General features: G+C 68.0%; 29 protein-coding genes. 22 read left to right on the forward strand and 7 right to left on the reverse strand.

What is annotated here, in order from left to right:
- Positions 1-2 precede the first annotated feature (2 nt).
- The gene (locus tag EGK76_RS11150; RefSeq protein WP_158613491.1) at positions 3-1,034 is read right to left on the reverse strand and encodes an ATP-binding protein; all 1,032 of its coding nucleotides are present in this window, start codon (positions 1,032-1,034) and stop codon (positions 3-5) included.
- Positions 1,035-1,181: 147 nt separating this feature from the next.
- Here EGK76_RS11150 and EGK76_RS15430 point away from each other — a divergent pair, with 147 nt between their 5' ends.
- The 11 genes from EGK76_RS15430 (at position 1,182) to EGK76_RS11205 (ending at position 10,826) form a co-directional block, all read left to right on the forward strand.
- The gene (locus EGK76_RS15430; protein WP_158613492.1) at positions 1,182-1,622 is read left to right on the forward strand and encodes a flagellar biosynthetic protein FliO; all 441 of its coding nucleotides are present in this window, start codon (positions 1,182-1,184) and stop codon (positions 1,620-1,622) included.
- Between the two features lie 273 nt (positions 1,623-1,895).
- A complete protein-coding gene (sctV, locus tag EGK76_RS11160; RefSeq protein WP_158613493.1) occupies positions 1,896-3,953 on the forward strand; it encodes a type III secretion system export apparatus subunit SctV in 2,058 nt (685 codons plus the stop codon).
- Between the two features lie 81 nt (positions 3,954-4,034).
- Complete coding sequence (locus EGK76_RS11165) at positions 4,035-5,270, forward strand: FHA domain-containing protein (protein ID WP_123832656.1); 1,236 nt, start codon at positions 4,035-4,037, stop codon at positions 5,268-5,270.
- A 71-nt stretch (positions 5,271-5,341) separates the two neighbouring features.
- Positions 5,342-5,668 carry a hypothetical protein gene (locus EGK76_RS11170; RefSeq protein WP_199730902.1) on the forward strand — a complete coding sequence of 109 codons (327 nt, stop codon included), beginning with the start codon at positions 5,342-5,344 and terminating at the stop codon, positions 5,666-5,668.
- Between the two features lie 36 nt (positions 5,669-5,704).
- Positions 5,705-6,124, forward strand: a complete 420-nt coding sequence (locus EGK76_RS11175) for a hypothetical protein (RefSeq protein WP_096296645.1) — start codon at positions 5,705-5,707, stop codon at positions 6,122-6,124.
- Positions 6,125-6,186: 62 nt separating this feature from the next.
- Complete coding sequence (locus EGK76_RS11180; protein ID WP_158613494.1) at positions 6,187-6,933, forward strand: EscJ/YscJ/HrcJ family type III secretion inner membrane ring protein; 747 nt, start codon at positions 6,187-6,189, stop codon at positions 6,931-6,933.
- A 2-nt stretch (positions 6,934-6,935) separates the two neighbouring features.
- A complete protein-coding gene (locus EGK76_RS11185; RefSeq protein WP_123832657.1) occupies positions 6,936-7,556 on the forward strand; it encodes a hypothetical protein in 621 nt (206 codons plus the stop codon).
- Positions 7,557-7,570: 14 nt separating this feature from the next.
- Entirely contained in the window at positions 7,571-8,245 is a 675-nt protein-coding gene (locus EGK76_RS11190) for a FliH/SctL family protein (RefSeq protein ID WP_123832658.1), read from the forward strand.
- Positions 8,242-9,600 (forward strand): FliI/YscN family ATPase, encoded by a 1,359-nt coding sequence (locus tag EGK76_RS11195; protein ID WP_096296641.1) that lies wholly within the window; start codon positions 8,242-8,244, stop codon positions 9,598-9,600. The genes EGK76_RS11190 and EGK76_RS11195 overlap by 4 nt, the downstream gene beginning before the upstream one ends.
- On the forward strand, positions 9,597-10,082 hold the full coding sequence (locus tag EGK76_RS11200) for a hypothetical protein (protein ID WP_096296640.1): 486 nt from the start codon (positions 9,597-9,599) through the stop codon (positions 10,080-10,082). Before EGK76_RS11195 ends, EGK76_RS11200 begins: the two co-directional genes overlap by 4 nt.
- A 21-nt stretch (positions 10,083-10,103) precedes the next feature.
- Positions 10,104-10,826 carry a hypothetical protein gene (locus tag EGK76_RS11205; RefSeq protein ID WP_123832659.1) on the forward strand — a complete coding sequence of 241 codons (723 nt, stop codon included), beginning with the start codon at positions 10,104-10,106 and terminating at the stop codon, positions 10,824-10,826.
- 11 nt (positions 10,827-10,837) lie between these two features.
- Here EGK76_RS11205 and EGK76_RS11210 read toward each other — a convergent pair whose 3' ends face one another.
- Entirely contained in the window at positions 10,838-11,500 is a 663-nt protein-coding gene (locus EGK76_RS11210; protein WP_123832660.1) for a GNAT family N-acetyltransferase, read from the reverse strand.
- A 171-nt stretch (positions 11,501-11,671) separates the two neighbouring features.
- On the opposite strand from EGK76_RS11210, the gene EGK76_RS11215 reads away from it, so the two are divergent.
- The 7 genes from EGK76_RS11215 to EGK76_RS11245 all read left to right on the forward strand — a co-directional run bounded on the left by EGK76_RS11215 (position 11,672) and on the right by EGK76_RS11245 (position 15,416).
- On the forward strand, positions 11,672-11,899 hold the full coding sequence (locus tag EGK76_RS11215) for a hypothetical protein (RefSeq protein WP_123832661.1): 228 nt from the start codon (positions 11,672-11,674) through the stop codon (positions 11,897-11,899).
- A gap of 3 nt (positions 11,900-11,902) precedes the next feature.
- Positions 11,903-12,208: a hypothetical protein gene (locus tag EGK76_RS11220; RefSeq protein ID WP_123832662.1), complete on the forward strand. Its 306-nt coding sequence runs from the start codon at positions 11,903-11,905 to the stop codon at positions 12,206-12,208.
- Between the two features lie 261 nt (positions 12,209-12,469).
- Entirely contained in the window at positions 12,470-12,886 is a 417-nt protein-coding gene (locus tag EGK76_RS11225; protein ID WP_096296635.1) for a hypothetical protein, read from the forward strand.
- A 189-nt stretch (positions 12,887-13,075) separates the two neighbouring features.
- Positions 13,076-13,402 carry a hypothetical protein gene (locus EGK76_RS11230; protein WP_123832663.1) on the forward strand — a complete coding sequence of 109 codons (327 nt, stop codon included), beginning with the start codon at positions 13,076-13,078 and terminating at the stop codon, positions 13,400-13,402.
- A gap of 136 nt (positions 13,403-13,538) precedes the next feature.
- The gene (locus tag EGK76_RS11235) at positions 13,539-13,925 is read left to right on the forward strand and encodes a hypothetical protein (RefSeq protein WP_157745186.1); all 387 of its coding nucleotides are present in this window, start codon (positions 13,539-13,541) and stop codon (positions 13,923-13,925) included.
- Complete coding sequence (locus EGK76_RS11240) at positions 13,922-14,644, forward strand: hypothetical protein (RefSeq protein ID WP_148087430.1); 723 nt, start codon at positions 13,922-13,924, stop codon at positions 14,642-14,644. The genes EGK76_RS11235 and EGK76_RS11240 overlap by 4 nt, the downstream gene beginning before the upstream one ends.
- 76 nt (positions 14,645-14,720) lie before the next feature.
- A complete protein-coding gene (locus EGK76_RS11245; RefSeq protein ID WP_123832666.1) occupies positions 14,721-15,416 on the forward strand; it encodes a DUF6683 family protein in 696 nt (231 codons plus the stop codon).
- 1 nt (position 15,417) lies between these two features.
- Here EGK76_RS11245 and EGK76_RS11250 read toward each other — a convergent pair whose 3' ends face one another.
- Together EGK76_RS11250 and EGK76_RS11255 are read right to left on the reverse strand one after the other, a co-directional pair.
- Complete coding sequence (locus tag EGK76_RS11250; protein WP_123832667.1) at positions 15,418-16,044, reverse strand: hypothetical protein; 627 nt, start codon at positions 16,042-16,044, stop codon at positions 15,418-15,420.
- A gap of 1,152 nt (positions 16,045-17,196) precedes the next feature.
- Entirely contained in the window at positions 17,197-18,108 is a 912-nt protein-coding gene (locus EGK76_RS11255; protein WP_123832668.1) for an HAD family acid phosphatase, read from the reverse strand.
- A gap of 112 nt (positions 18,109-18,220) precedes the next feature.
- On the opposite strand from EGK76_RS11255, the gene EGK76_RS11260 reads away from it, so the two are divergent.
- Complete coding sequence (locus EGK76_RS11260; protein WP_123832669.1) at positions 18,221-18,886, forward strand: DUF480 domain-containing protein; 666 nt, start codon at positions 18,221-18,223, stop codon at positions 18,884-18,886.
- 71 nt (positions 18,887-18,957) lie between these two features.
- On the opposite strand, the gene EGK76_RS11265 is transcribed toward EGK76_RS11260, so the two are convergent.
- Positions 18,958-20,934 carry a UvrD-helicase domain-containing protein gene (locus EGK76_RS11265; RefSeq protein ID WP_096296627.1) on the reverse strand — a complete coding sequence of 659 codons (1,977 nt, stop codon included), beginning with the start codon at positions 20,932-20,934 and terminating at the stop codon, positions 18,958-18,960.
- A 99-nt stretch (positions 20,935-21,033) separates the two neighbouring features.
- Between EGK76_RS11265 and EGK76_RS11270 the strand changes: the two genes are divergently transcribed.
- Positions 21,034-21,747: a sel1 repeat family protein gene (locus EGK76_RS11270; protein WP_123832670.1), complete on the forward strand. Its 714-nt coding sequence runs from the start codon at positions 21,034-21,036 to the stop codon at positions 21,745-21,747.
- A 26-nt stretch (positions 21,748-21,773) separates the two neighbouring features.
- The gene (locus tag EGK76_RS11275; RefSeq protein WP_096296625.1) at positions 21,774-22,397 is read left to right on the forward strand and encodes a thymidine kinase; all 624 of its coding nucleotides are present in this window, start codon (positions 21,774-21,776) and stop codon (positions 22,395-22,397) included.
- 230 nt (positions 22,398-22,627) lie between these two features.
- Here EGK76_RS11275 and mutM read toward each other — a convergent pair whose 3' ends face one another.
- Positions 22,628-23,440, reverse strand: coding sequence for a bifunctional DNA-formamidopyrimidine glycosylase/DNA-(apurinic or apyrimidinic site) lyase (gene mutM, locus EGK76_RS11280; RefSeq protein WP_123832671.1), 813 nt, complete (start codon positions 23,438-23,440; stop codon positions 22,628-22,630).
- Between the two features lie 84 nt (positions 23,441-23,524).
- Complete coding sequence (locus tag EGK76_RS11285) at positions 23,525-24,781, reverse strand: 6-phosphofructokinase (protein ID WP_123832672.1); 1,257 nt, start codon at positions 24,779-24,781, stop codon at positions 23,525-23,527.
- A gap of 119 nt (positions 24,782-24,900) precedes the next feature.
- On the opposite strand from EGK76_RS11285, the gene EGK76_RS11290 reads away from it, so the two are divergent.
- The gene (locus EGK76_RS11290) at positions 24,901-25,479 is read left to right on the forward strand and encodes an adenylate kinase (protein ID WP_096296622.1); all 579 of its coding nucleotides are present in this window, start codon (positions 24,901-24,903) and stop codon (positions 25,477-25,479) included.
- Positions 25,480-25,615 lie beyond the last annotated feature (136 nt).

Here is a 25,615-nt window from a genome sequence, read left to right on the forward strand (position 1 = left end):
GCTCACATCCTCCTGTCGGGCGTCGGCAGCGTGAAGCCGAACACACTACCGCCGCCGTCCCGGGCTTCGAAGAACAGGCGGCCCTCGTGGTACTCGATGATCGACCGGCAGATCGCCAGCCCGATCCCGAGTCCATCCGATTTGGTCGTGTAGAACGGCGAGAACAGTTGTTCGCTTTCCGCCTGGCTCAGGCCTGGCCCGCGGTCGCAGACGCGTACCTCGACGTCGCCGTCGAGGTTCACGCGGGCCTCGATGCGCAGGCCACGCTGCGCGGCAGGCACTTCGCGCATGGCTTCGATCGCGTTCTTGACGAGGTTCAGCAGGACCTGTTCGACCATGACGCGATCCGCGTAGACCGCCGGCAGCCCACCCGCGAGCGCCAGTTCCACCCGCAGCTGCATCCGTTCGGCCTCCAGCCGCAGCAGTTCGAGCACCGTGTCCACGATCAGCGGCAGGTCCTGCGCATCGCGCCTGGGCTCCCGCGCCCGGACGAATTCGCGGACCCGCGCGATCACCGCGCTGGCATGTTCGGCCTGGGTGCGTGCGGCCACCAGGGCACGTTCCACCTGCACCGGGCCGCCGGCCTGCGAGACCAGGCGCAGGCTGCCGTTGAGGTAGTTCACGATCGCCGCCAGCGGCTGGTTGAGTTCGTGGGCAAGCGTTGCCGCCATCTCCCCGACCGACATCATCCGCGATGTGAAAAGCAGTTTCTCCTGCTGCGATTTGTGCGAGTCGAGCGCTTCGATGCGCTCGCTGATGTCGACCGCGGTGAGCAGTGACAGCGCACGGTCCCCGCAATCGAGCTCACGCCAGTGCAATGCGTACCAGCGGCCGCTGCCGGGTGCGCGGATTTCCTGACCACGCGCGTCGCCACTTAGCTCGCCATACAGCGTGGCCAGCAGGGCGTCGCGCTGGGCATGGCCGGGCAGCGTGCCGAGGTCGGCCTCGAACCGGCTGTTACCCGCGACCAGCGCGCCGGTCGCCCGGTCGAAGGCCGCGCAGGCGAACGGTACCGCCTCGAGGACCTCGTTCAACGCCCGCGCAGCCTCTGCGGCGGGCCTGGCGGGGGCGCGCGCGGCGCCGGGACGACGAGGACCGGGGGGTGGCGTCATGCGCTGCGTGACATCGGTTCGCTGCTAACGTGGCGGCGCACCGCCCGGGTGCCCTTGCTCCGAGTCCCCATGGTCCACGCACGCTCGTCCCGCTTCTGCTTCCCTCTGGCCGCTGCCGCCGTCCTGGCCCCTGGACTCGCGCTGGCCGGCGTCGCTCCCGCCGCGGCCGCGCCAACACCCGGTGATTCATTCATTGGCGAATTGCTTGCCATCCTGATTCCGCTGGTACTGATCATCGCGGGCCTGCTGTTCCTGCTGCGTCTTCTGCGTCGGCGTTACGGCTTGTCGGGCAGTGATGCCCCGTTGTCGGTGGTGCAGATCCTGCCCGTTGGACCCCGCGAACGCCTCGTACTGGTGAAATCCCGGGGCGGCCGTGTCTTCGCGATCGGCGTGGGAGCCCATTCAGTGAATTTCGTCACCGATATGGCCCCTGAAGATCTGCAAACCCCTGTTTCATCCGCTGCTGCTGCGTCCCCTGAACTGCCGGTCAATATCGACGGACATCGTTAAATCGCTGTGAGCCTGGCGCTGCAGTCCGGAGACTTGCGCCGGCTGTCTTCACCCCGGCAGCACAGTTTGATCGGATCGTGGTTGCAACATTGGTTTGACCTGTTCATAACATAGCCCGGCTATCGTACAGGGGCACAATGTGACGCACGAGGTCAGGGGCAAGATGCGCCGAATGGACACCAGCAGGTGTGGGACCCCCGGTTCCCGCGCGTTTCCCGGTTCGGGAAGCGACGCAGGGACGCCATGGCGCCAGCCCGACCTGACGGTGCCCGGATGAGAGCGTTATTCGCCACGCTGACCGGGGCTCCCGCCGGCGCCGCCCCCCGCGCCAAGCTCGGTTACAGCGATGTGGTCCTCGCCTTCGCGGCGGTGACGATCATCAGCGTGATGATCCTGCCGCTGCCGCTCGTGATCCTCGACACGCTGGTCGCGGTCAACATCTCGATCGGCTTCGGCCTGCTCCTGCTGGGCATCTACATTCCGACGCCGGTGGCGTTCTCCAGCTTCCCCAGCGTGCTGCTGTTGACCACGCTGTTCCGGCTAGCCATCTCGATCGCGATCACCCGCTCGATCCTGCTGCACGCCGAGGGCGGCCACATCGTCGAGACCTTCGGCAACCTGGTCGCCGGCGGCAACCTGGTGGTCGGCATGGTGGTGTTCCTCATCATCACCGTCGTGCAGTTCATCGTCATCGCCAAGGGCGCCGAGCGCGTCGCCGAAGTCGCCGCCCGCTTCACCCTGGATGCGATGCCGGGCAAGCAGCTGTCGATCGACTCCGATCTGCGCGCAGGCCTGATCGACAAGGATGAAGCGCGCCGCAAGCGCCGCCTGCTTGAGACCGAAAGCCAGCTGCACGGCTCGCTCGACGGCGCAATGAAGTTCGTCAAGGGCGACGCCATCGCCGGCATCGTCATCATCCTGATCAACCTGCTCGGCGGTCTGGCGATCGGCGTGCTCCAGCGCGGCATGCCGCTGGCCGAGGCGACCCACGTCTACAGCATCCTGACCATCGGCGATGGCCTGGTGTCGCAGATCCCGGCGATCCTTGCCACGATCGCCGCCGGCCTCATCGTCACGCGCACCACGGGCGAGATCGACGACCGCCATCTGGGCGACGCGATCACGCGGCAGGTCTCGGGCCAGCCGCGGGTGATCCTGATCACCGGCATCCTCGCGCTGCTGATGACGCTGATTCCCGGCTTTCCCTGGGCGGTCTTCCTTGTGCTCGGCGTTGGACTGCTGACATTCAGCGCCTATCACTACCGCCACCAGTTCGAACTGCTGCGCCGCGCGTTCCGTGTCACCGATGAAGAGGTCGTGGCGGATGCACAGCAGTCGGTGGAACGCGACGACCTGGCGCCGCCGCCGCCGCTGCAACTGCAGGTATCGCCACTGCTGGCGCAGACGCTCGGCGGCCACAACCTCGAAGCGCGGGTCGTCGATGTGGCGCAGCGTCTGCGCGAGGAATACGGCGTGCCGGTGCCGGTGCCATCGCTGCGCATCGTGCCGACGCTCGGCGAAGACGAATACCGTCTCACCGCGTTCGGCGCGCGCATCGCAACGGGCCGTCTGCGCAGCGATGCCGTGCTGGAACCGCAGCCCGACACCGCAGCGAACGCCTCGAAGCTGGCGGGGTTCTATCCCGCGGTGGTCGCCGGCGAATGGGTACAGACGCCGAGCGAGAGCACTCAGGCGCCGCTTGACGTTCTGGGCAACCACGCAGCGGCGGCGATCCGTCGGCGCATGGGCGGTTTCCTGGGGATCCAGGAAACGTCGAACCTGTTTGCGAAGATGCAGCGCGACTATCCCGACCTGGTCAAGGAGATGTTGCGCGTCGTCGCCCCGCAGCGCGTCGCGGACGTGCTGCGCCGCCTCTCCGAAGAAGGCGTGCCGGTGCGCAATCTGCGCGATGCGTTCGAAGCGATCACCGACGTGGGTGGGCGCGAGAAGGATGTGGTCCTGTTGACCGAGTACGTGCGCGTCGCGCTCAAGCGTGAAATCGCGGATCGCTATTCAGACGATGAGCGCACCCTGCATGTACTGTTGATCCATCCGGAACTCGAGGACAAGTTGCGGCAATCGGTCCGCGTGGCGGGCGGTGCCAGCCAACTTGCAATCTCCCCTGAGCTGGCCGGACGCCTGGGCAACGAGGTGCGCGCGCACCTGGCCCGTCAGTCGCCCGGGGTCAAGCCGGTGCTGTTGTGTTCGCTGGACGTGCGAAGGCACCTGCGCAAGCTCATGGAGGTCGACTTCTTCGACCTGCCGGTGCTTTCTTACCAGGAACTCGCGCCGGACCTGCGCATCGTGCAGGCGGGGCAGATCAATGCGTAGTCGAGCCGCTTCAAACAGGCGCCAGCGCTTCGCGAATGCCGTCGAGTCGGCAGGTACCGCGCAGGTGAGGAGAGGACTGTCATGACCGAGCACAACGAAACCACGGCCCACAACGTGCTGCGCATCGTCGACGGACTGCATGCCGGTGCGAGCCGCGTGCTGGCGTCCGAGGAGATGATTCTTGTCGGCAGCGGCGATGATTGCGACATCGTGCTGGCCGACGATGGCGTGGCCGCCCACCACGCGCTGGTGAGCCTGGTCGGTGGACGCTTCCTGGTGCGGGCGCTCGATGCGCCGGTGAAGATCGGCGCGCAGGCGATTGACCCGGGCGATCCCGTGGAGCTGTCCGCGGTCCAGCCGATCCACATCGGCGAGGCGGTGATCGCGTTCGGCCGCGAGGATGACCCGGCGTGGGATGCGTTCGTCACCGTCTTCGCCCCCGACGACGAGGCCCAGCCGCCGCGTAGCGCGTTCGTGCGCAAGCTGCCCTGGATCGCCGGGGCCGCAGCGCTTTCGCTGGCTTCGCTGGCGATTTTCGCCGCCGTACTGCCGGCACCCGACAACAGCGCGGAGCAGCGCGACCGGTTGACCGCGCTTCTGGATGAGCATCGTGTGGCCAATGTGCAGATCAGTGACGCCGCGAACGGTCGCGCCACGGTGACCGGCGCCGTCGACGACAGCGCAACACTGGAGCGGCTGCGCAATCAGGTGCGCGCCGAGAACATCGACGCCACGCTGCAGATCCGGACCGGCGAGAACATCGCCAGCGATGTCGCCGAGATGTTTCGCGGCCATTCGATCCCGGTTCAGGCGCGCTACGTCGGCAATGGCGATGTGGAAGTGGTCGGCGAGTTCAAGGATGGCGCCGAAATCGAACGGATCGCCTGGTCGCGTGCGGTGGCCGACATCCCGGGCGTCCAGCGCATCGTGCCGCGAACCCCGGGCGGTGCGATTCCGGCCGACGAACTCGAGCAGGCGAATGAGCCGCCCGAGGTCCACATCGTCTCCATCGTGCGCGGCGCCAACCCGCATCTGCTGGCGTCGGACGGGACGCGGTTCGTGCCGGGGGAAAAGATTCCCGGGAAGGGCGAGCTCATTTCGATCGGCGAGTTCGCTCACGTGCTGAGCGCCGACGGTCAGTTGACCAAGGTCATCCCGGGCCCGCCGCCTGTAGCCGAGGCGCCTGCGGCGGCGGACGGCGACGCGGGAGATGACGGCGTGGACCCGCGGTTCGCGGCGGTCGTCTCGAACGTCAATGCCGGTGACCGGGTTGCGCGAACGCCGGCTGCCGAAGGTGCGGCGACGACGCGTCACTAGATTCCATGCGGCCGATCGGTGCCGCGCATCCTGCAACATTCCAAGTCAGGTAGTCGAAAGGAGTACTTCGCATGACCACCATCAACAACGACACGATCGGCAACTTCATCGGCCGCGCTTCCATGCACAACGACACCGGCGTGCGTGGCAACAGCAGGGCCGGCGGCAGCTCTTCGAGCTGGTACGAGGCGATGTCGCGCGCCTGGGGCCAGACCCTCGACCAGCAGGCGACCAAGATCACCGATCTGTCCAATGTCATCGGACAGGGCGGCGATCAACCGTCGAACGTCGTCCAGCTCACTGCCGAAAGCCTGCGCATGCAGTTCCTGTCCAACAATGCCTCGACCTCGCAGAACAGCGTCGGCCAGGCGCTCGAGACCCTGGGTCGCAAGCAGTAAGCGGCGTCCGCAGTCCACACGAGCAAGGAGAACATCATGGTCGACGCAATCCAGGCCGCAGGGCTTGAAGCCGCGGCACAGGGGGCAACAGGAGCCGGCGCCAACTCGCCGGTGGCGGCCGCCTACGAAGTCGGGCAGTTCGCGCAGGCGATGGATCGCGCGGGCAGCGCCCCGGCGGCGGCGAACGCATCGCAGGGCGTTGCCGGCGTCGGTGCTTCCGAGCCGTCCGAAGGCGTACGCATGCTGATGTCCGCGATGGACAACCTCAATGGTGGCGCGCAGAGCATCAACGATCTCGCCAAGACGATGAGCCAGAACACCGGTGAACTGACTCCGGGGCAGGTCATCGAGATGACGATGAAGTCGCATCACTTCCTGTTCCAGTGCGAGATGACCTCGAACGTGGCCAACCGCACGTCCGACGGCATCCAGCAGCTGTTCCGCCAGCAGTCCTGATGAGCGAGGTGACAGGCATGCCCGCATCGATTCGACACGTTTCCAAACGATGGCCTGCCTGGATGGGCGTGTTGCTCGCCTGCATGCTGCTCGCCGGCTGCGGCGGAACCGCGCTCTACAGCTCGGTCGACGAGCGCCAGGCCAACGAGATGATGGGGGCCCTCATCGGGTCCGGTATCCAGGCGCAGAAGAAGCCCGCCGCGAGCAAGGTCGGCTGGGACGTGTTCGTGGCCGACAGCGACATGCCGCAGGCGATGGACGTGCTTCGGGCCCGGGGCCTGCCGCGGGAGAACTTCCAGAACCTCGGCGACATTTTCAAGAAGGAGGGTTTCGCGTCCTCGGCCACCGACGAGCGCGGCCGCTACCTGCATGCCCTGCAGCAGGAGATCACCCAGACCCTGTCGATGCTGCCGGGCGTTGCCCAGGCCCGCGTGCACCTGGCCTTGCCGGAGCGCGATCCGCTGGGCGGCGCCACCGGCAAGACCTCGGCGGCGGTCTGGATCTTCGAGCAGCCCGGCGCCAACGTCCGCGACCGCGAGGCCGACATCAAGATCGTCGTCAAGGACGGCGTCGAAGGCCTGACCGACATCAACCAGGTTTCGGTGAAGTTCGTCTCCATGCCGGCGCCCGCCGAGACCGCGCAGTCCGGCGGCACCGCGATGGCGCTGTCTGGGGCCAGCCCGGTGGCGATCGTCATCGCGGCGCTCGTCGTGGCGTTGCTTGGCGTTGCATTCGCGTTCGCAGGGCGGCTGAAGGCGCGCAAGCCCGTGTCGGCGGACAAGGCCGCCCCGGCGCGCTGGCAGGGCTGACCATGTCACTGGAGGCGCTGCTCGCCGGGGTTGATCCGCGCTGGCACGACGCCACGGGGGATGCGCTCGATGCCGGCCTGCTCGAGCGTGCACGCGGGAGCCGGTTGGGCCGGCGCCTCCTGGTCGGTGCTCTGCAGGCGGGGCCCGCAGCGCATCTGCTGGCGCCCTCGCCCGACGGTTTTGCAGGGTTGATCGAGCGCTGGAGTCCGGTGCGTCTGGCCGCGCTCCATCGCGATCTCGGTGTGCTCGCCTATGCGCCGGCCATCCGCGCCGAGGTCAGCCGGGATGCGGTGAAGCGGCTCAAGACACAGCTGGCGGGCAGCTACCTGCTTGCGCTCGACCGCAGCATCTGGGACGCACGGGTCGATCCGGCGCTCCAGGCCAGCTTGTGCGCCGCGCTGACAGATGCGCTCGCAAGCGCGTCGCCTCCACATGGGTTGTTCGACCTGCTCGAACTCCAAGGGCGCGCCGAACTGCAGGCCTGGGCCGCGCAGCGCGAACCCGCGCTGGCCGACTGGGCCCGCCTCATCCATCCCCCCACGGAGCTGCCGACTGCGCACCTCCCCGAAAAGCCGCTGCTGGTCGTGCATGCGCACCACTACAGTCGCGCGATCGCTGCCTGAAGTCTGGAGACCGTATGTCGAGTTCCGAAGCCACCGCTCCAATCTCCAGCGTCGCGCGGCCAGTCCGCGCGGTGTCGGTATTCGAGCGTCGGCAGTACGATCGCGGCCTGTCCGCGCCGATCGTCCGCGCCGCAGAATGGCAATCGCTGGAGGACCTCGACACATTGCTCGCCCGTGTGAACACGCTGTATCAGGAGGCTGAAGCCGAGGTACAGAAAGCCCGGGAGCAGGGCTATGCGGAAGGCTTTGCCGAAGGTCTCGAGCGCGTCAAGCAGCAGATGACCGAACAGCTCGCCTCGCTCAACGAGCGACGCGCGCGCGTGCTCGGCGAAGCGGTCGGACGCATCGGTGATCTGGCATGCGCGATCGTGGCCCGCATCGCCCCCGGTTTCGACGCGTCCCAGGTCGTGCCCGCGCTGGTGATGCGTGCAGTCGAATCGGCGCAGGCCGAACAGTTCCTGATGATCCGCGTCCATCCCGATGCCCGCGCCGGCGTGGCCCAGGGCCTCGGTGCAGTGCGCCAGGCCCACCCGGGCGTGGGCGTCATCGAACTGGTCGACGATGAAAGCCTCGACCCGCTCAGCTGTGTGGTCGTGTCCGAGGCGGGAGAGGTCCGTGCGGGCGTGAGTCAGCAGATCGAAGCGATCCGCGCGGCACTGGCGCAGGCAAGCGCTGCGGCGGGCGCATGAGTCCCGATCCGCGACTGTCGCTGCTCGACGATCCAGGCGCCACGGTGGCCGCCGGTGATCCCTTGCTGCAGGCGCTGGGCAAGGTGCAGACGATCGAACGGGTCGGTCGCGTCAGCGAGGCCTACGGCACGCTGATCAAGGCGACCGGTCTGCGCGCGGCGATCGGCGAGCTCTGCTATCTGCGCAATCCGGGCGACAGCAGCTTCGAGCTCGCCGCCGAAGTGGTCGGGGTCGCCCGGCAACACACGCTGCTGACGCCGCTCGGCCCGCTCGACGGCATCGCAGCCACGACCGAGGTCTACGCGACCGGCAAGCAGGCCTCGGTGCCGGTGGGCGAAGGCCTGCTCGGACGGGTGCTCGACGCGCATGGCGCGCCGATCGACGGCAAGGGCAGCCTCGGTACGACAGTCGATGGGCCGATCTATGCAGCGTCGCCGAACCCGCTGTCGCGCAACCTGATCGAGCGTCCCTTCGCGACCGGCGTGCGCGCCATCGACGCGGTGATGACCGCCGGCGAAGGCCAGCGCATCGGTATCTTCGCGGTCGCCGGTGGCGGCAAGAGCACCCTGCTGGGCATGCTTGCCCGCGGAGGCGATGCGGACGTCAACGTGATCGTGCTGGTCGGCGAGCGCGGCCGCGAGGTCAACGAATTCATCACCGACAATCTTGGCCCGGAGGGGCTCGCCCGTTCCGTGGTCGTCGTCGCGACATCCGATCGGCCGGCGCTGGAGCGCAGTCGCGCTGCGTGGGTGGGCACAGCGATCGCCGAGCATTTTCGCGACCAGGGCCGGCGCGTGCTGCTGCTGGTGGACTCGGTCACCCGGTTTGCCCGCGCGCTGCGCGACGTTGGCCTCGCGATCGGTGAGCCGCCCGCGCGGCGCGGCTTCCCGCCGTCGGTCTTCAGCGAGATGCCGAAGCTCTTCGAGCGCGCCGGCAACAACGACAAGGGGTCGATCACCGCGTTCTACACCGTGCTGGCCGAGGACGAGGACGGTGGCGATCCGATCGTCGAGGAAGTGCGCTCCATCCTCGACGGCCACATCGTGCTGTCGCGCAAGCTCGCAGCGGCCTATCACTATCCCGCCATCGACGTGCTCACAAGCCTGAGCCGTACCATGCCCCGCGTGGTCGACAAGGCGCATCTGAAGGCGGCCGGCCAGCTGCGCAAGTATCTGGCCAAGCACCAGGACATCGAACTGCTGGTGCAGCTGGGCGAGTACAAGCGCGGCACCGATCCGGACGCGGACATCGCGATCGAGAAGATCGGCCCGATCCGCCAGTTGCTGCAGCAGTCGGAACACGATCTGGTGCCCTTCGACGCGTCATCCGGCGCACTGCGGAATCTCTTCGGATGAAGCGCTATCCGCTGCAGACCCTGTTGCAGTTGCGCGCGCATCGCACCGCCGCCGCGCGCCAGCTTGTGGTCGAGAGGCAGCGTGCGCTGCAGGAATGCATCGATGCCTGCACCCGGGTCCAGAGCGAGCTGACGGGTCTGGAACAGGACCGGCGTGGCCACCGCGCACAGCTGATGGACCCGCCGCCGTCCGGCGTGCCATGGCCGGCCGCGCTTGCACAACGCGAGGCGCACATCGATCTGCTCGGCGAGCGCATCTTCGGTGCCCAGCAGCGGCTGTCCAAGGCGCAGGACGCCGTCCGTCAGGCGCAGGCGTCCCTGCAGGAAGCACGCGATGCGTTCTTCCGCGCGAAGGGGCGCGAGGATGCGCTCGAGAAACGTCGCGATGTATGGAAACACGAGCAGCGCGGTCTGCAGGCGCGTCAGGAAGAAGCCGTCAACGAAGATCTGATGCAGGCGCGCTACATGGCGCGGCAGCAGTAGTCACGATACGAGGAGACCACGATGAGCGTGCAGCGCAACGATTCCGCTTCCCGGCCGCCGGACCAGGCGGCGCGCAACCGTCAGGTCGACCGCGAAGCCAAGACGGACACGAAAGAAACGCCGCCGCGCGAGCGCGTCGACCAGTTCCGCTCGATGATGCAGCAGGCACGCGGTGACATGCCGGCAGCTCTGCGCGGCGATCCTTCATCGACGGATGGCGCTCTGGCGGGCGAGGGCGAACTGTCGGAGGGCGTGCTCGCCGACGAAGTCGGGCAGCATGAGGCGGTACGCACCCGGCAGTCGGTCAGCGAAGCCGTCGATGCCCGCACGTTCCGCCAGCAGCATGAGCACGCATTCGGAATGCAGTCGCAGGGCATGGAATCGGCTGCGATGCTCCAGGCGCAGATGGCACTGCGCGATGGCGCATCCGCCGCAGCGCCCGCGGCGGCGTCCGCCAATGCGGGCCAGCTTTTCGACATGATGGAGAAGCACGTGCGCCAGATGGCGGTGCATGACGCCCGCGATCCCGGCGGCGACGGACAGGTGCTGCTGCGCATGGCCGACGCCACGCTACCGGGCACGGATCTACTGCTGAGCAAGAGCGCGGACGGCTGGGTCCTCCGCGCAGACAGTCGTTCGCGTGACAGCTTCGACGCGATCCGCGAGGCCGGCCCGCAGCTCGCCAAGCGCTTTGCCGAACACAATCTCGGCACGCTGACGATCGATCCGCACTATCACGGCTGACCGCGAACGCCTCATCCCTCGGGCCGCGACTGGCGCATCGCCAGCCGGCGTGGGCGCAGGCCGCGCCAATCCCGGCGCGTGATGCGGAACCGCCGCGCCGGATTGCCGAACTGTTCGCCGGCCGCGGTCTCCTCGAACCCCAGCCGCGCCAGCAGCGGCGGTACCGACCGGTTGCCGGGCGCGCACTGTGCGATCAGCGCGGGAAGGCCCAAGGTGTCGAAAGCGTGCCCACACAGGGCGGCTCCACCTTCGATCGCATAGCCGCGGCCCCATGCGGACGGCAGCAGGCGCACACCGATCGCGACGTCTTGCGCGTCCCCGCTCGGTGTCAGCGAGAACATGCCGATGAAACGTCCTGCGCGATCGCAGGTGTGCCACAGACCGAGTCCTGGCCGCTCGCGATAAAGCTTGTTGGCCCAGACCACCAGACCCATCGCATCGTCGAGCGTGGCGACCGGATCGTCGAGCAGCATGCGCGTGACGCGTTCTTCGCGTCCCAGCTGCAGCAGGTCGATGACATGCCGGAACGCGAACCCCTGCAGGCGCAGCCGCCGGGAGCGCAGGAACTCCAGTGCAGGGTAGTCCCGTCCGGAGTCAGGCAGGTCGGCGCGCGTGAAGACCGGTGGCGACGCATCCACGGCTACGGACCCGGCGGCTGGACTGGTCGAGGGCATGGGCAAGGTTATACGCCGGGCGACGGCTAGGGCGCACCCTAGATGGGGCACGACCTAGCTGTCACGCAGCCATGCGCGAAAGAGACTACAGCTGCAGTCGCGCACATCCGCAGGCCGGGGCAGCGCGCAGGATTCCACCGCTTTCTTACGTTTCCTCAAAGGAGTTCCATCATGTCCAGCGACGTCTTTTCCGGTATCGGATCCCTGCTCGGCACCGCGCTCGGCGGTCCCCTCGGCAGCATCGTCGGCAACATGCTCGGCGATCTGGTGGGCCAGCTGTTCGACTCCGCCCTCAGTGGCCTGTTCGACGGTCTGGGTCTGCCGCAGTCCGCCCAGGACGCGGTCAGTGAAGGCTTCAAGGGCGGCTTCAACTTCAACTTCAATATCGGCGGCAACTAGGCCATGCAGCACGACCAGCAGGCGCAGCGCCAGTCGTGGATCGAGGCCCTTGCCCAGCTCCGGCAGCAGGGCGCGATCGATGCGGATGACGAGAACACGCTGATTCGCCACATGGACGAACGCCTCGAGGCCGTGCAGGCCGAACTCAAGGCCCTGGTGCCCGAGTACGAGCGGCGCGTCGAGACCGACGGCCGGGGCGCCGCGGATGCCTGGCTGGGCGAGCGATCCCGGGAGATGGGTGAGCGAGAGGGTAGCGATGCAAGGCGGATGGTGGATTCGCTGACCTCGGTCCAGGCATCTGTCACCTGAGCGTCCCCGCTTGCCATCGGACTGCCATACCGAAGAAGCCTGCAGGTCACCCTGCAGGCTTTTCATTCTGGGTATCCAAGGCCTAGGGCCCGACCTAGATGCATCGACGGTGGCGGGACCGCATCATCGACACGGGCTCGCCAGCAGCCACCCACTACGAAGGCTTCATCGTCCAGACTGCAGCCTGACGTAAACCGCACCCGCGGTGCGACGCCAGGCAGAAGTGCTCCGTCGCATCGCCTCAAGAATGGAGTTCAGCGCATGTCATCCGCATCCAGTCCGACCACCGATTTCAAGGCACTGCGCGCCTCACTGCTCGAGCGTTTCGAAGCGGAACTACGCGAGCAGCGCGATATCGACGCCGCGAGTCGTGAAAGCATGTTGGCCCAGATGGAGCAGTCGCTCGACAACATGTCGTCACTGCAGGATCCCTCCGACGCGGCGCAGATCCGCGCGAGTCTGGCGCAAACGCTGGGCGTGCTGCATGCCAGCGGCCTGGTCGATCAGGCGGGCAGCGACGAGGTCGAGCAAGCATTCGCGGAAAGCTGCCGGGTCTTCGACAATCCAGGCGTCAAGCGTGCACTTGAGTTCGCACGTATCTCGCGAGAGGAGGGTGAGGAGGCGGCGCGCACGTGGCTGGCCGCACAGGGCGGCGGAAACGAACGTACGGCCGCATGACTGAATAGCGAAGGCAGTGGTTTTCTAGGGTACGCCCTAGTTGCCGGTGCCTCACACGACGAGCACGATTGGCACATCAGCGATATGCGGCTCGAACATCCTGATGCAGCAGAGGCAATGCGCGGCGGACTCGGCCGGTTAGACGGATTCACGTGTTTTCCAAAACTTTGAAACCCAGGAGATCGTCCAATGAGCGTCAACTTCGAAGTGAATCTGCAGATCGCCCAGACCGGCCTCGACAGCATCAGCAGTGAGGGCAAGGGCGGAAAGGGTGAAAGCTGGCTGGTGGCCATCGCCAAGGCGATGGGCAGCATCCTCGGCGAGAAGGCCCAGAAGCTCAACGATCTCAGCGAGAAACTGAACGGACTGACCGGCAAGGACGATGCGCAGAAATTCAGCGCAACGCAGACGGAGTTTCAGGCTGAGTCCCAGATGTTCAACATGCTGTCGAACACCATTTCGACCGCGATCAAGTCGATCGGTGAAGGTCTGGCAGCGAACGCCCGCAAGCAGTAATCGTTCGCGAGCGCGGTACTGGAGGGGCAGGTGCTTGCACCTGCCCTTCTTCATTTCCGCTGCCCAACCGGGTGCTGCGACATCGGGATGACGGGTGTCGCGCGAGCATCGGTCGGTGACCATCCGGAGATACGTGATGACGAATGCGAAATCTGGAATACAGGCGCTCAGGTGCCCCGTGCGGTGGCGGCGCAATGGCCGCGTGGCATTGGCGCTGTTGTGTGCCTCGGCGCCGTGGTCGCTGGCGATGGCCCAGTACGATCCGGGCGCCACGCTTGATCTCGGCATGGGATACGGGCAGAACGCGCTGTCACAATCCGCGATGCGGAGCGCCCCCAAGGATCTGCCTGAGCCTCACCCCGGCAAGGATGACGACTACGCCAATAGTGGCAAGTCGCGGGATGAGCACTTGGCGGCGCTACGCCGCGAGTATGCGCGACGCGTCGCGGCCGATGGCGTCGCCAGTGCGAACGCGTGGGCCACAGAAATGGGGCGACGCGACGCGCGCGCCGAGCGCGATTGAAGGGGGCGTCGATGCGTTCCAGTGTCCTCACGCTGATCGCACTGTTAGTAGGATCCCCCACTGGCTGTTCCGGTAGTCCTGGCGGGGGTGCGGCGACGGCTGCCGAGGCCGACGCCCCTGTTACTGATGCAGCGCAACTCGACGCAGATTTCATGAAGGCCTATCGCGAGGGATTCTCCGGCCGTGCGTCGACATCCGCGGCGGGCCGGGAGACTGCCAGCGCGCGGGAGACGGATGCCTCGGGCGTGGACCGGGACTTCGTGGCCGGCTACTCCCAGCTCACCAGTCTGCCGGTGCAGGATGTCTCGGCGTTCGTCGAATCGGGTGATGCGGATGCATTGCTGCAGGCGCGCTACCAGGCGAGCGGGCTGACGCGAGGCCAGCTGATTCCGGCCAATGTGATGTTGTTTGTGGCGTCCTGGGAGGCCTACAACGGCACGCGCGCATCGCCTGAGCAGGTGCGCGGGCTGCAGCAGCAGATGCAGTCACTGTGGAGCAAGGCCGCGGATTTCGAACGGTCTGCTGAAGGTTTGCGACAGCGCCGACTCTACGAGCTGCTGGCGGCGGTGTTAATGCGCGAGAACGCGCGTGTTCGACAGCGCCAGGACGCGGATGGAATCGCTGTCTTTCGGGAAACGGTGCGAGAGGATTTCCTGCGCCTGTCCCACAACGATCTCGCGCGCTTCGACCTGACCGGCGAAGGATTCGTCGAACGTTGAACGTGTCTCGCAGCAGGCTCCATTCGAGACGTGGGGCGTGAAACCCAATATGCGTTTTCAGATCACAGGATTTCCCATGACCGAGAGGCCTCTTGCGAAAGCCCGTTACAGCTGGATGGCCTGGGCGTTCGTACTGCTGTGCGCGGTGGCGACGTCGGCCACCGCCGCCGACGGCGATGCCAGTGTCCGACGCGCTCTGCAGCAGGCCACCAGCCGGTCCGCACCGACCCAGGTCGATGCACGGGCGGTGGAGGCGCTGTCGTTCCGACGCGATGCGGCAGTCAGTGAGCGCGTGCAGCAGGAGACGATCCGCGCCTTCGGCCGCAACCCGCAGCAGGTCGCGGATCTGGAGAAGGTCATCGGCTCGGGCGAGATGCTGCGTGAATTCGACAGGATCCTGCGTCGCTATGGATACGACCCCACCAACCTTGGCGATGTCCTGGCTGCGCACCTGCTGATCTCGTGGGAGGTCGTCAACGATCGCGATTCGCGCAGTTTGCCTGCCGGTCAACGAGCGGTACGGCGTCAGCTCCTCGGTCCGCTCGCTGCCGTGCCGGAAATCGCCGCGATGACCGATGCCGACAAACAGGCGCAGGCCGAGCGGACGGCGTATCTGACGATGGTGTCGGCGCTGACCTACCAGTCGCTGAAGCGCAGCGGTGATCGTCAGGCGCTCGATGCCCTGTCGGCGAACGTGCGGCAGGGCCTGCTGGGCAACGGTGTGGACCTGCAGCGTCTTGCTCTTGGCGACGGCGGGCTCGTCGCGCGCTGAGTCAGCGGCGGATCGGGTCGGGACGGGGGCGTTGCGCGCGGGTGAGCTGCCTGCCGAGCCACCAGGCTCCGACAGCGGCGAACAGGCCGGACAACGCGAATTCCCCGGTCCAGCGGCGCATGACCGGGGCCGACGGCAACTCGCCCAAGCTCAGCAGGAAACTCACGAGCACCAGGCCGAGGCACCCATAGGCCACGATCGCGAGGACCCAGAACAGCCACTGGAATGCCTTGGCCACTTCCCTTGGCGTATCCGCATCGAAGGGGCGCACCAGGTGCAGGCGACCCTGGGCTGCGGCCAGCATCCACTGCCCCAGAACGTGCGCGCCGGCTTTCATGCGCTCGCGCCGCCGCAGTCCGGGGCCCTCGGCGGTGAAGGTTCCGGCGCCGGTGAGTTCCACGCGCGCCGCGCCGCCTGCATCGAGCGCGGCGGCTCCCGCGACGGGATTCCCCGGCGCCTGGGCCTGGGGATTGCCGGCGAGCTGTTGCACGACCGGTGCCTGGGCCACGGTCGCCGCCAGCGGAACGGCTGCAAGCAGGGAGGCGCCCTGGGCGAGCGCGGCCGGGTTGGCCTGGACCGGGGCCTGCGCCGGCGGCGCAGTCGCCGGGCGGTCAGTGGCGGCAGCCATCGGGGCATCCGCACGCGCAGGCTGTGCCTGGGCCGGCACAGGCGCCGTGGTTGCCGCTTGCGATGGCGGCGCGCCTGTATTCGTCTGGGCTGACGGAGCAGCCTGTGGGCCCGTGGCAGGCGCCTGTACGGATGCGGGCGTGGTCGGCGATGGCTGGGGCGGCGCCGCGAGCGGCGCCTGCATCGGCTGGGACGTGGCCTGCGCCAGGGGCGCCGGGGACTGGCTCGACGGCGTGGAAACGGGCGCAGCGGCGCCCTGCGCAGGCGCAGGCGAGGCTGCGGGCAGCGCGTTGGCCAGCGAACGGACTACATTCGCCGCGGTGGCCGTAGCCTGGGCTGGCACGCTGCCGGGGCCTGATGGAGCGCCTGGCGTGTTGGCAGTTCCTGGCGCTGTGCCCGGACCGGCTCCGCGTCCAGAAAGCGCGCCGGTCTGGTTGTCGGACGGCGAAGCCGGACCGGTTTGGGGCGCTGGCGCCCCCAGCAGATGACGCAGGGTGCCTGCGACCCCGCCGAGGAGATTCCCGGCTGCCCCCGTCAGGCCGGGGCCGGAGAGTCCCGGATTTCCGGGATGGCCAGCGGTCGGCGCGGACGACGCCGCGGCTGCGGGCGCATAGGCGGGCGGGCCCGGCGGGGGCGCGATCGTCACGCCGCCGGGCAGCTGAAGGCTCGGAAGGCCGGGGCTCGATGCCGCAGACGTGGGCGCGGGGGCGCCCGGCGTATTCGCGGCGGCGGCGGGAGTTCCGCCGGCACGGGTGCCGGGAAAGATGTCCGGCAGCATGCGGCCCGGTGCCCCCTGCATGAAGCTCCCGAAGTGCTGGCTCAACGCGTTGCCCAGGCTGGATGGCCCGCCACGGCCGAGCCCGAGGCCCGGAAGCGGAGGTAGCCGGGGCAGGCCGGAGAGGCCCGGGAGCTGGGGAGGGGACACGGTTGCCTCCGGGGGCAGGACGGCCGGCGGAACACGCTTGCCGCTCTTGCGGCCTACCCGAAGGTAGGGGCCGTGCTCGACCTGCACACTCTGGGGTCAACCCTAGATTGCGCCGTTCTGCGACCCCGGTCGCATCGTGGCAGGCAACCGGCCGGTGGCGCAGGTGCGTCGTCTGGACGCCTGGCCGGGAGCAACCGGCCAGGCGTCAGCCGGCCGGCCTCGACGAACTCAGCGCGCCAGGTCCAAGGCCGCGCGCTTGGCTTCCCGCCGTGCACCCGCCGGCTGGTTCCAGGCGTTGTTGAACTGTGCCGGTTCCCATCCGCCGTAGCTGGGATTGGCCAGCATCCACCAGCGTTCGCCGAACCAGTCACCGTATTCGTCCAGCAGCGCGGTCCGGGCTTCCGGGGTGTTTGCGAGGATGTCGACGAAATCGCCCAGCTGGTCGCCGAACTGCATCAGCACCCGGTAGTCGCGTCCGGCCAGACGGCGGCGGCAAGTCTTCTCGGTCCCGTGCTGCTCGCAGCCTTCGACGACGGTGCCCAGGCCCAGGAACACACTCTCGTCCTTCACCGGCAGGCCTTCGGCACGCAGGTTCGCGAGCGTGGCCTGCTGCAGATGCTGGGCGCGGTTGGACAGATACAGGATGGTCACGCCCTTGGCCTCTGCGGCCCTGGCGAAGTCGAGCACGCCCGGCACCGGCTTGGCCTTCTTCTCGGCGACCCATTGCGCCCAGGTGATGTCGTTGTATTCCAGGCCGTTCTGGATCAGACGCGCCTGATAGGGCGAGTTGTCGAGCACGGTCTCGTCGATGTCCATGATCACGGCCGGCGGCAGCGCGGTGGCCGTACCGATCAGCTCGCGCTCTTCGGGCACAAGTGCGTCCCAGTTCTTCTCGGCAAGCGCGGCGTCGAGATGATCGGCGGCGGCGCGGAAGATCGACAGGCTGTTGGCGCGGTATTCCTCCGAGCGCTGGATCCACAGCACCGCATTGAGGTTGTCGCTGGGCGCCGTCGCTGCGGGGGACTGGGCCGCTGCCGGTGCAGCCGACGGCGGCGCGCCCTTGGTGTCGGCGGGCGCGCTCGGCGTGCAGGCGGAGAGCAGCAAGGCGCTCGCGAGCAGGGCGGGTTTGGGCAGTCGCATGGCGGGTCCAACTTCGTGTGAATGCGTCAGTTTACCGGGCGTGCTCGCGCCGAACATGACAGCCGGGCGCAGCGCCGGCATCCTGAGGCCCCTTCGAAAGACCGATGATGTGATGGAAACGCAGGTACACGCACCGCCCCAGGACCGCTGGCCCCGGCTGTCGGCGATCGAGGCCAGGGTGCTCGGCTGCCTGGTGGAGAAGCAGGCGACCACGCCGGATGTCTATCCACTTACGGTCAATGCCGCCCAGAGCGCGGCCAACCAGAAGACCGCGCGCGAGCCGGTGATGTCGGTCTCGTTCGGCGATGTCCAGCATGCCCTGCGGCAGCTGGAAGGCCACCGGTTCGCCCGGCAGTCGTTCTCCTCGCGCGCCGAGCGGCATGAGCATGTGCTCGGCACCGCGCTCGACATCCCGCAGCCGCAGGTGGTGCTGCTGGCATTGCTGATGCTGCGCGGCGTGCAGACCGTGGGCGAACTGGTGTCGCGCGGCGAGCGACTGCACGCCTTCGCCGATGCCGAGGATGCGCGGCATCACCTCGAGCGACTGGTCGGCAAGGGTCTGGCAGTCCGGATCCCGCGCTCGGCCGGTCGCCGCGAAGACCGGTATGCACACCTGCTGTGCGGGCCGGTGGATGTCGAAGCGGCCGCCGCGGCAGGCGTCCAGTCGGGGGGATCCGCGACCGAACCCGCGCTGGCCGCCCGCGTGGAGGCATTGGAGGCGGAAGTCACCGCCCTGCGCGAAGCGCTGGACGCGTTGGCTGCACGCCTGCCGGCCTGATCCTGCAAGGGCCGCCAAGGCCCGATGGTTGCCGGTTTCCTTGCCTGCTGCCGGCTGCCCGGCTGGCCCTCTCAGCTTTCCAGCAGCGCCTTGATCGCCGCGAATCCGTGGTCCGCACGTTCGCGCTTGCGCGCCGCGTCGGCCACCGGATCGGCGCCGTCGCGCTGGATCTCCGCCGCCGGCAGCTCCTCGAAGAAGCGGCTCGGGGTCAGTCGCAGCTTCTGGCCCCAGCGCTGGGTTTCGCGCGGATAGCTCAGCCACAGCTGTTCCTTGGCCCGGGTGATGCCCACGTAGAGCAGGCGTCGTTCCTCGTCGATGCGGCCCTCGTCGATACTCGACTCGTGCGGCAGGGTGTTGTCGTCCATGCCGATGATGAAGACGTAGCGGAATTCCAGGCCCTTGGCCGCGTGCATGCTCATCAGCCGCACCTGGTTGCCCGCATCGCCCTTGTCGGCATGCGTGAGCAGGGCGAGTTGCGAGGCGAGTTCGCCGGGTCCGGCTCCCCGGGCGCCTTCGAACCAGTCGGCCAGTTCGTCCAGGTTGCCGCGGCGGATCCGGAACAGGTCCTCGGATTTGCACTGCGCCTGCAGCATCGCGATCAGGCCCGAGCGCTCGTTGAGCTGGCGCACCAAGTCGCCCGGCGGCAGCCGGCGCGCATCCTCGCGCAGTCCGCGCAGGATGTCGGCGAACTCGCTGAGCGCATTTGCCGCCCGCGGCGGCAGCTGCTTGAGCAGGCCCATCGATTCGATCGCGCGTGACATCGGCATGTCGGCGGTGCGCGCCAGCTCGGCAAGCCGGGCGAGCGAGGTCTGGCCGACGCCGCGGGCCGGCGACTGCACCGCGCGCAGGAAGGCCGAGTCGTCGTCCGGGTTCGACAGCATCCGCAGCCAGGACATGGCGTCCTTGACCTCTCCGCGATCCAGGAACGCGGTGCCGCCACTGAGGTGGTAGGGCACGCGCAGCAGCTGCAGCGCTTTCTCCAGCGGGCGCGAGAGATGGTTGCTGCGGAACAGGATGCAGAACTCGCTCCATTCCACCTTGCGCGCCGACTGCAGGAAATGGATCTCGCCGGCGACCTTCTCCGCCTCGTGGGCGCTGTCGCGGCACTCCCAGATGCGGATGCGCTCGCCATCGGCCTGCGCGCTCCACAGGGTCTTGGGGTGCTCGTGCGGGTTGTTGGCGATCAGCGCATTCGCCGCGCGCAGCACGCGGTTGCTGCAACGGTAGTTCTGCTCGAGCTTGACGATGCGCAGGTCCGGATAGTCGTCTGCCAGCGCCGAGAGGTTCTCCGGATTCGCGCCGCGCCAGGCATAGATGCTCTGGTCGTCGTCGCCCACGCAGGTGAAGTTGCCCTTGGGGCCGGCAATCGCCTTGAGCAGGCGGTACTGCGCATCGTTGGTGTCCTGGCACTCGTCCACCAGCAGATAGCCGATGCGTTCGCGCCACGCATCGCGCGCGTCCTCGTCGGATTCGAGCAGCTGTACCGGCAGGCGGATCAGGTCGTCGAAATCCACCGCGTTGAACGCAGTCAAACGCTCCTGGTAGCGCGCATACAGCGCCGCCGCCTCGAACTCGCGCGCGCTGACCGACACCGCATGGGCCTGCTCGGGCGACAGGCCGGCGTTCTTGGCTTTCGACACCAGGCCCTGCATCAGCTGGACCACGTCGGGCTTGACGCCCGGCAGCAGGTCCTTGATCTGCGAGGCGCTGTCGTCGGCATCGAAGATCGAGAAGCCCCGACGCAGCCCGAGCTTGGCGTGGTCGATCTGCAGCATCTTCAGGCCGAGCGCGTGGAAGGTGCAGATCGTCAGCCCTTCGGCGGCATCGCCACGGATCCGCTTGGCGATGCGCTCGCGCATCTCCTTGGCCGACTTGTTGGTGAACGTGATCGCCGCGATCCGCTTGGCCGGATACCGCCCGGACTGGATCAGGTGCGCGATCTTCTCGACGATCACGCGCGTCTTGCCGCTGCCGGCGCCGGCGAGCACCAGCAACGGACCTTCGACATGGCCGAGGGCCGCAGCTTGTTGGGGGTTGAGACCGTGCATCCGAATCAGGCGAAACAACGACGCGCAGTTTAGCGTGGACACTTGAGAAACCCGCAGCAGCGGTCAGAATGCGGGTTCGAGCCAGGGAGAGGCCAAGAAATGAGACGAATCCTGTCAGGGCTGCTGTTGAGCGTCTTGCTCACGTCGGTCGCGTCGGCGCAGTCCGGCAAATCTGAACATCGCGAACAAATGCTCACGGGTTCAGCCGGCTTCCTGGCCGCGCACCCCGACCTTCTCTATCGAGGCCGGGGCTGGCAGGCCTTCAAACGGGGAGACCACAAGGAAGCCATGCGCTGGTTTGTCCGTGCCGCGCGTTACGCCGACAAACCGTCGCAGGTCATGATCGCGGAGCTGTTGTGGAACGGCCAAGGGCGGCCGGCGGACCGCGCGCTCGCATACGTCTGGATGGATATCGCGGCCGAGCGCGGCTATGAAGGCTTCGTATCGCTCCGTGAGCTGTACTGGCACCAGCTCGAGCCGGCAGAGCGGCAGTCGGCACTCGAACGCGGGCAAAGCGTGTACGCCGAATACGGCGATCCTGCTGCGAAACCCCGTATTGCGCAGGTGCTCAGACGCGAACGCGCGCGCATGACCGGAAGCCGCACCGGCTCCAGGTCCGGCGCACTGTGGATAAGCCTGGTCGGGCCTGACGGGGATGAACATCTCATCCACGGCACCGAGTACTACGCGGAAAAGTTCTGGGATCCCGAGGCCTACCAGGCCTGGCACGATGCGACCTGGCAGACGCCGCGCGCCGGCAGCGTCGAGATAGGCGATCTCGAGCAGATGAAGGACGCGCCGCCGCAGGAGTGAAAGCAGGTGGGGATTAGAATGGCCCCATGGCCAAGCTGTACTTCTACTACTCGGCGATGAACGCCGGAAAGACCACCACGCTGCTGCAGAGCGCGCACAACTACCGCGAGCGTGGAATGCGGGTGGCGATCCTGACCCCGCGCCTGGATCATCGCGCAGGCGTCGGGCGTGTCGCCTCGCGGATCGGCCTGTCCGCCGACGCCACGGCCTTCGCCCGGAGCGACGATCTGCTCGCCTGCGTGCGCAGCCAGGTGGACGGTGAAGGCAGCCTGCATTGCGTGCTCGTCGACGAGGCCCAGTTCCTCACCCGCGCGCAGGTGTGGCAGCTGTCGGAGGTCGTCGATTCACTGCGGATCCCGGTGCTGTGCTATGGCCTGCGCACCGATTTCCGCGGCGAACTGTTCGAAGGCAGCCAGCACCTGCTGGCTCTGGCCGATGAGCTCAGCGAGATCAAGACCATCTGCCATACCGGCAAGAAGGCCACGATGACCGTGCGCGTCGATGACCACGGCTACGCGCTGCAGGACGGGCCGCAGGTGGAGATCGGCGGCAACGAGCGCTATGTGTCCGTCACCCGCGCGGAGTTCAAGCGCATCGTGCGGGGGGAAGGGCGCATCGAGCCGTTGCAGCCGTCGTTGCCGCTGGACTGAGGCACTGCCAGAGCGGCGGCGACGCCTCGGGCGCGGCAATCGATAGCTACGGGATCGCGATGTCCGGTCTTTGGCGCGTAGCCGCAGCGCTGTCCCGACGCCTCTGGGTAGGCCGCGATGCCTTGGACGGCAGGCCGGCCCTGAACGCATCATGTTCGACAGCCGCGGCGCCCGGCACCGGCCTGCCCGCTCGCGCCGTGGCCGCGCCGGGATGACGTGTCCGGAGCCGGTCAGTGCTGGCAGCGCGGACACCAGACCGTCGCGCGCTGGCCCACCAGCGCACTGCGCAGCGTCGTGCCGCAGTTCGGGCAGGGCTGGCCACCGCGGCCATACGCGGTGAGCTCCTGTTCGAAATATCCGGGAGCGCCGTCGGGGCTGATGAAATCGCGCAGGGTCGTGCCGCCGCGGCCGATCGCATGGGCGAGGATGCGCTTCACCTCCGCGGCGAGCCGGGTGTAACGCTCGCGCGAGATGCGCCCGGCTTCGCGCAGCGGGGAGATGCCGGCGGCGAACAGCGCTTCGGCCGCGTAGATGTTGCCCACGCCGACCACGATGCGCTGGTCCATCAGGAAGGTCTTGACCGGCGCGCGGCGGCCGCGGCTGGCGAGGAAGAGATGGTCACCGTCGAAGCTGTCGTCGAGCGGTTCGGGCCCCAGATCGCGCAGCAGCGCGTGGGTCTCGCCGAGCGGCTGCCACAGCAGGCAGCCGAAGCGGCGCGGGTCGTTGAACCGCAGCACCTGGCCGGAGTCCAGGCTCAGGTCGACATGATCGTGCGCGCGCACCGGGACGTCGGGTCCGAGCACGCGCAGGCTGCCGGACATGCCCAGGTGCAGCAGGGCGCTGCCGGCGTCGGTGTCGAGCAGCAGATACTTGGCGCGGCGCCGGATCGCTTCGATGCGCCGGCCGGGCAACATCGCACCGACTTCGTCCGGAATCGGCCAGCGCAGGTCCGGGCGACGCAGCACGACCCCGGTGATCCGCCGACCCAGCACGTGCGGCGCCAGGCCGGCGCGGGTGGTTTCGACTTCGGGCAGTTCGGGCATCGGGCCGGCAGCTTGCAGGGAGCTCCGCTGTATCGGGCACGTCGGCGCGGATTCAATGCCTCGACGCTGAACCCCGCGGCCGGTTCAGCCCGGCCAGGCGGGAAGCTTGCCCGGCACCGCCGGCGCATCGACCACGACGTATTTCGGCAGGCCGTCGCGACCGTAGGGCGGCGGCGCCTCGCCGCGGATCAGCGGTTCGAGGTAGCGGCGCGCCGCGGCCGTGATGCCGTAGCCATCGCGGCGGATGAAGCCCGCCGGCATGGTCTTCTCATGGTTGGCCACCTTGTCGAGCGCCACCGCCTCGACCGTCCAGCGGTACGGCGCATCGGATGTGCGACGGATCGCCGGCATCGTCGCATTCCGCCCGGCAAGCGCGAACTGCACGGCGGCGCGTCCGACGGCCATCGCCTGCTCGAGGTCGGTCTTCGATGCGACATGCCGCGCCGAACGCTGCAGATAGTCGGGCAGGGTCCAGTGCACCTTGTAGCCGAGGGTGTCCTTGACCCGGCCGGCGAGTCGGGAGGCCACCCCACCGAGCTGGGTGTGGCCGAAGGCATCCTGGCCACCGCCGGCATCGGCGACGAAGCGCCCGTCGGCATCGCGGATGCCTTCACTGGCGACCACGACGCACCAGCCCACGCGCTCGACCACGCGTTGGACCCTCGCGAGAAACGCGGCCTCATCGAACGCCCGCTCGGGAAACAGGATGATCTGCGGCGCGTCGTCGGGACCCTGCCCGGCCAGGCCCGCGGCCGCGGCCAGCCAGCCCGCGTGCCGGCCCATGGCTTCGTAGACGAACACCTTGGTGGAGGTGTCGGCCATCGCCGCGACATCCAGCGCCGCTTCGCGTACCGACACCGCGGTGTACTTCGCCGCCGATCCGAACCCCGGGCAGCAATCGGTGACCGCCAGGTCGTTGTCGATGGTCTTGGGTACGCCGATGCAGGTCAGCGGGTAGTGGAATTCGGCCGCGAGCCGGGAGACCTTGAGGGCAGTGTCGGCCGAATCGTTGCCGCCGTTGTAGAGGAACCAGCGCACGTCGTGCGCGCGCAGCACCTCGATCAGCCGTTCGTACTTCGCGCGGTCGGCCTCGATCGAACCGAGCTTGTAGCGGCACGAGCCGAAGGCGCCGCCGGGCGTATGTGCGAGCGCGCGCACCTGCGCCAGCGGAATCCTCGAGGCATCCACCAGATCCTCGCGCAGCGCGCCGAGAATGCCGTTGCGCGCGGCGAGCACCTTGACCCGGCTGCTGCGCGCTTCCTGGAGGACCGCCGAGGCGGTGGCATTGATGACCGCGGTGACGCCGCCCGACTGGGCGTAGAGCAGGGTGCCGGAAGCCATGACGCGTGTCCTTCAGTGGGCCGTGGGCGGATACGGTAAGCTGGCGCGGCTGTCGCCGCAGCGCCACCGAGTGTACGTCGGCGTCCTGGCGCGGTTTCCCACACTTGCAGGAGCGTTCGATGCGTTTGGTTCTTCTTGGTGCACCCGGCTCGGGCAAAGGCACGCAGGCGGCACGGTTGAAGGACCATCTGCAGGTGCCGCACATCTCCACCGGCGATCTGCTGCGCGCCGAAGTGGCCGCAGGCACGCCGCTCGGACTCGAAGCCAAGGCGATCATGGCCCGCGGCGACCTGGTGTCCGACGCGATCCTGCTGGGCATGCTGGAAGACCGCTTCTCGCGCGAGGACACCAGGGCCGGCTTCATCCTCGACGGCTATCCGCGCAACCTCGCCCAGGCGGCCGCGCTCGATGCGCTGCTGGAGAAACTCGGCGCGCCGTTCGACGCGGCCGTTCAGCTGGAAGTGGACAACGAACAGATCATCGAACGCCTCGCCGGCCGTGCGCAGGCCGAAGGCCGCGCCGACGACAGCCCGGAATCGGTGCGTCACCGGCTCAACATCTACGACCAGCAGACCGCGCCGGTGATCGCCTTCTATCGCGACCACGGCCAGCTGACGGTCGTCGATGGCGTCGGCTCGCTCGACGAGGTGTTCGCGCGCATCGTCAAGGCGATCGGTCGCGAGCAGCCATCGGCCTGATCCCCGGTTGCAGCGGCGCGGGGCCGGCACCGACCACAGACGGGTCGACCCGTACCCCTCGCCACTTCCCTGTCCCAGTTGAGAGGGACGCGGGCGCGATCCACGCCCGGGTCTACGAACGTCCTTCTGATCGTCC

The organism is Luteimonas sp. 100069, from assembly GCF_003813845.1.
In the GTDB taxonomy this organism is placed as follows: Bacteria; Pseudomonadota; Gammaproteobacteria; order Xanthomonadales; family Xanthomonadaceae; genus Luteimonas; species Luteimonas chenhongjianii.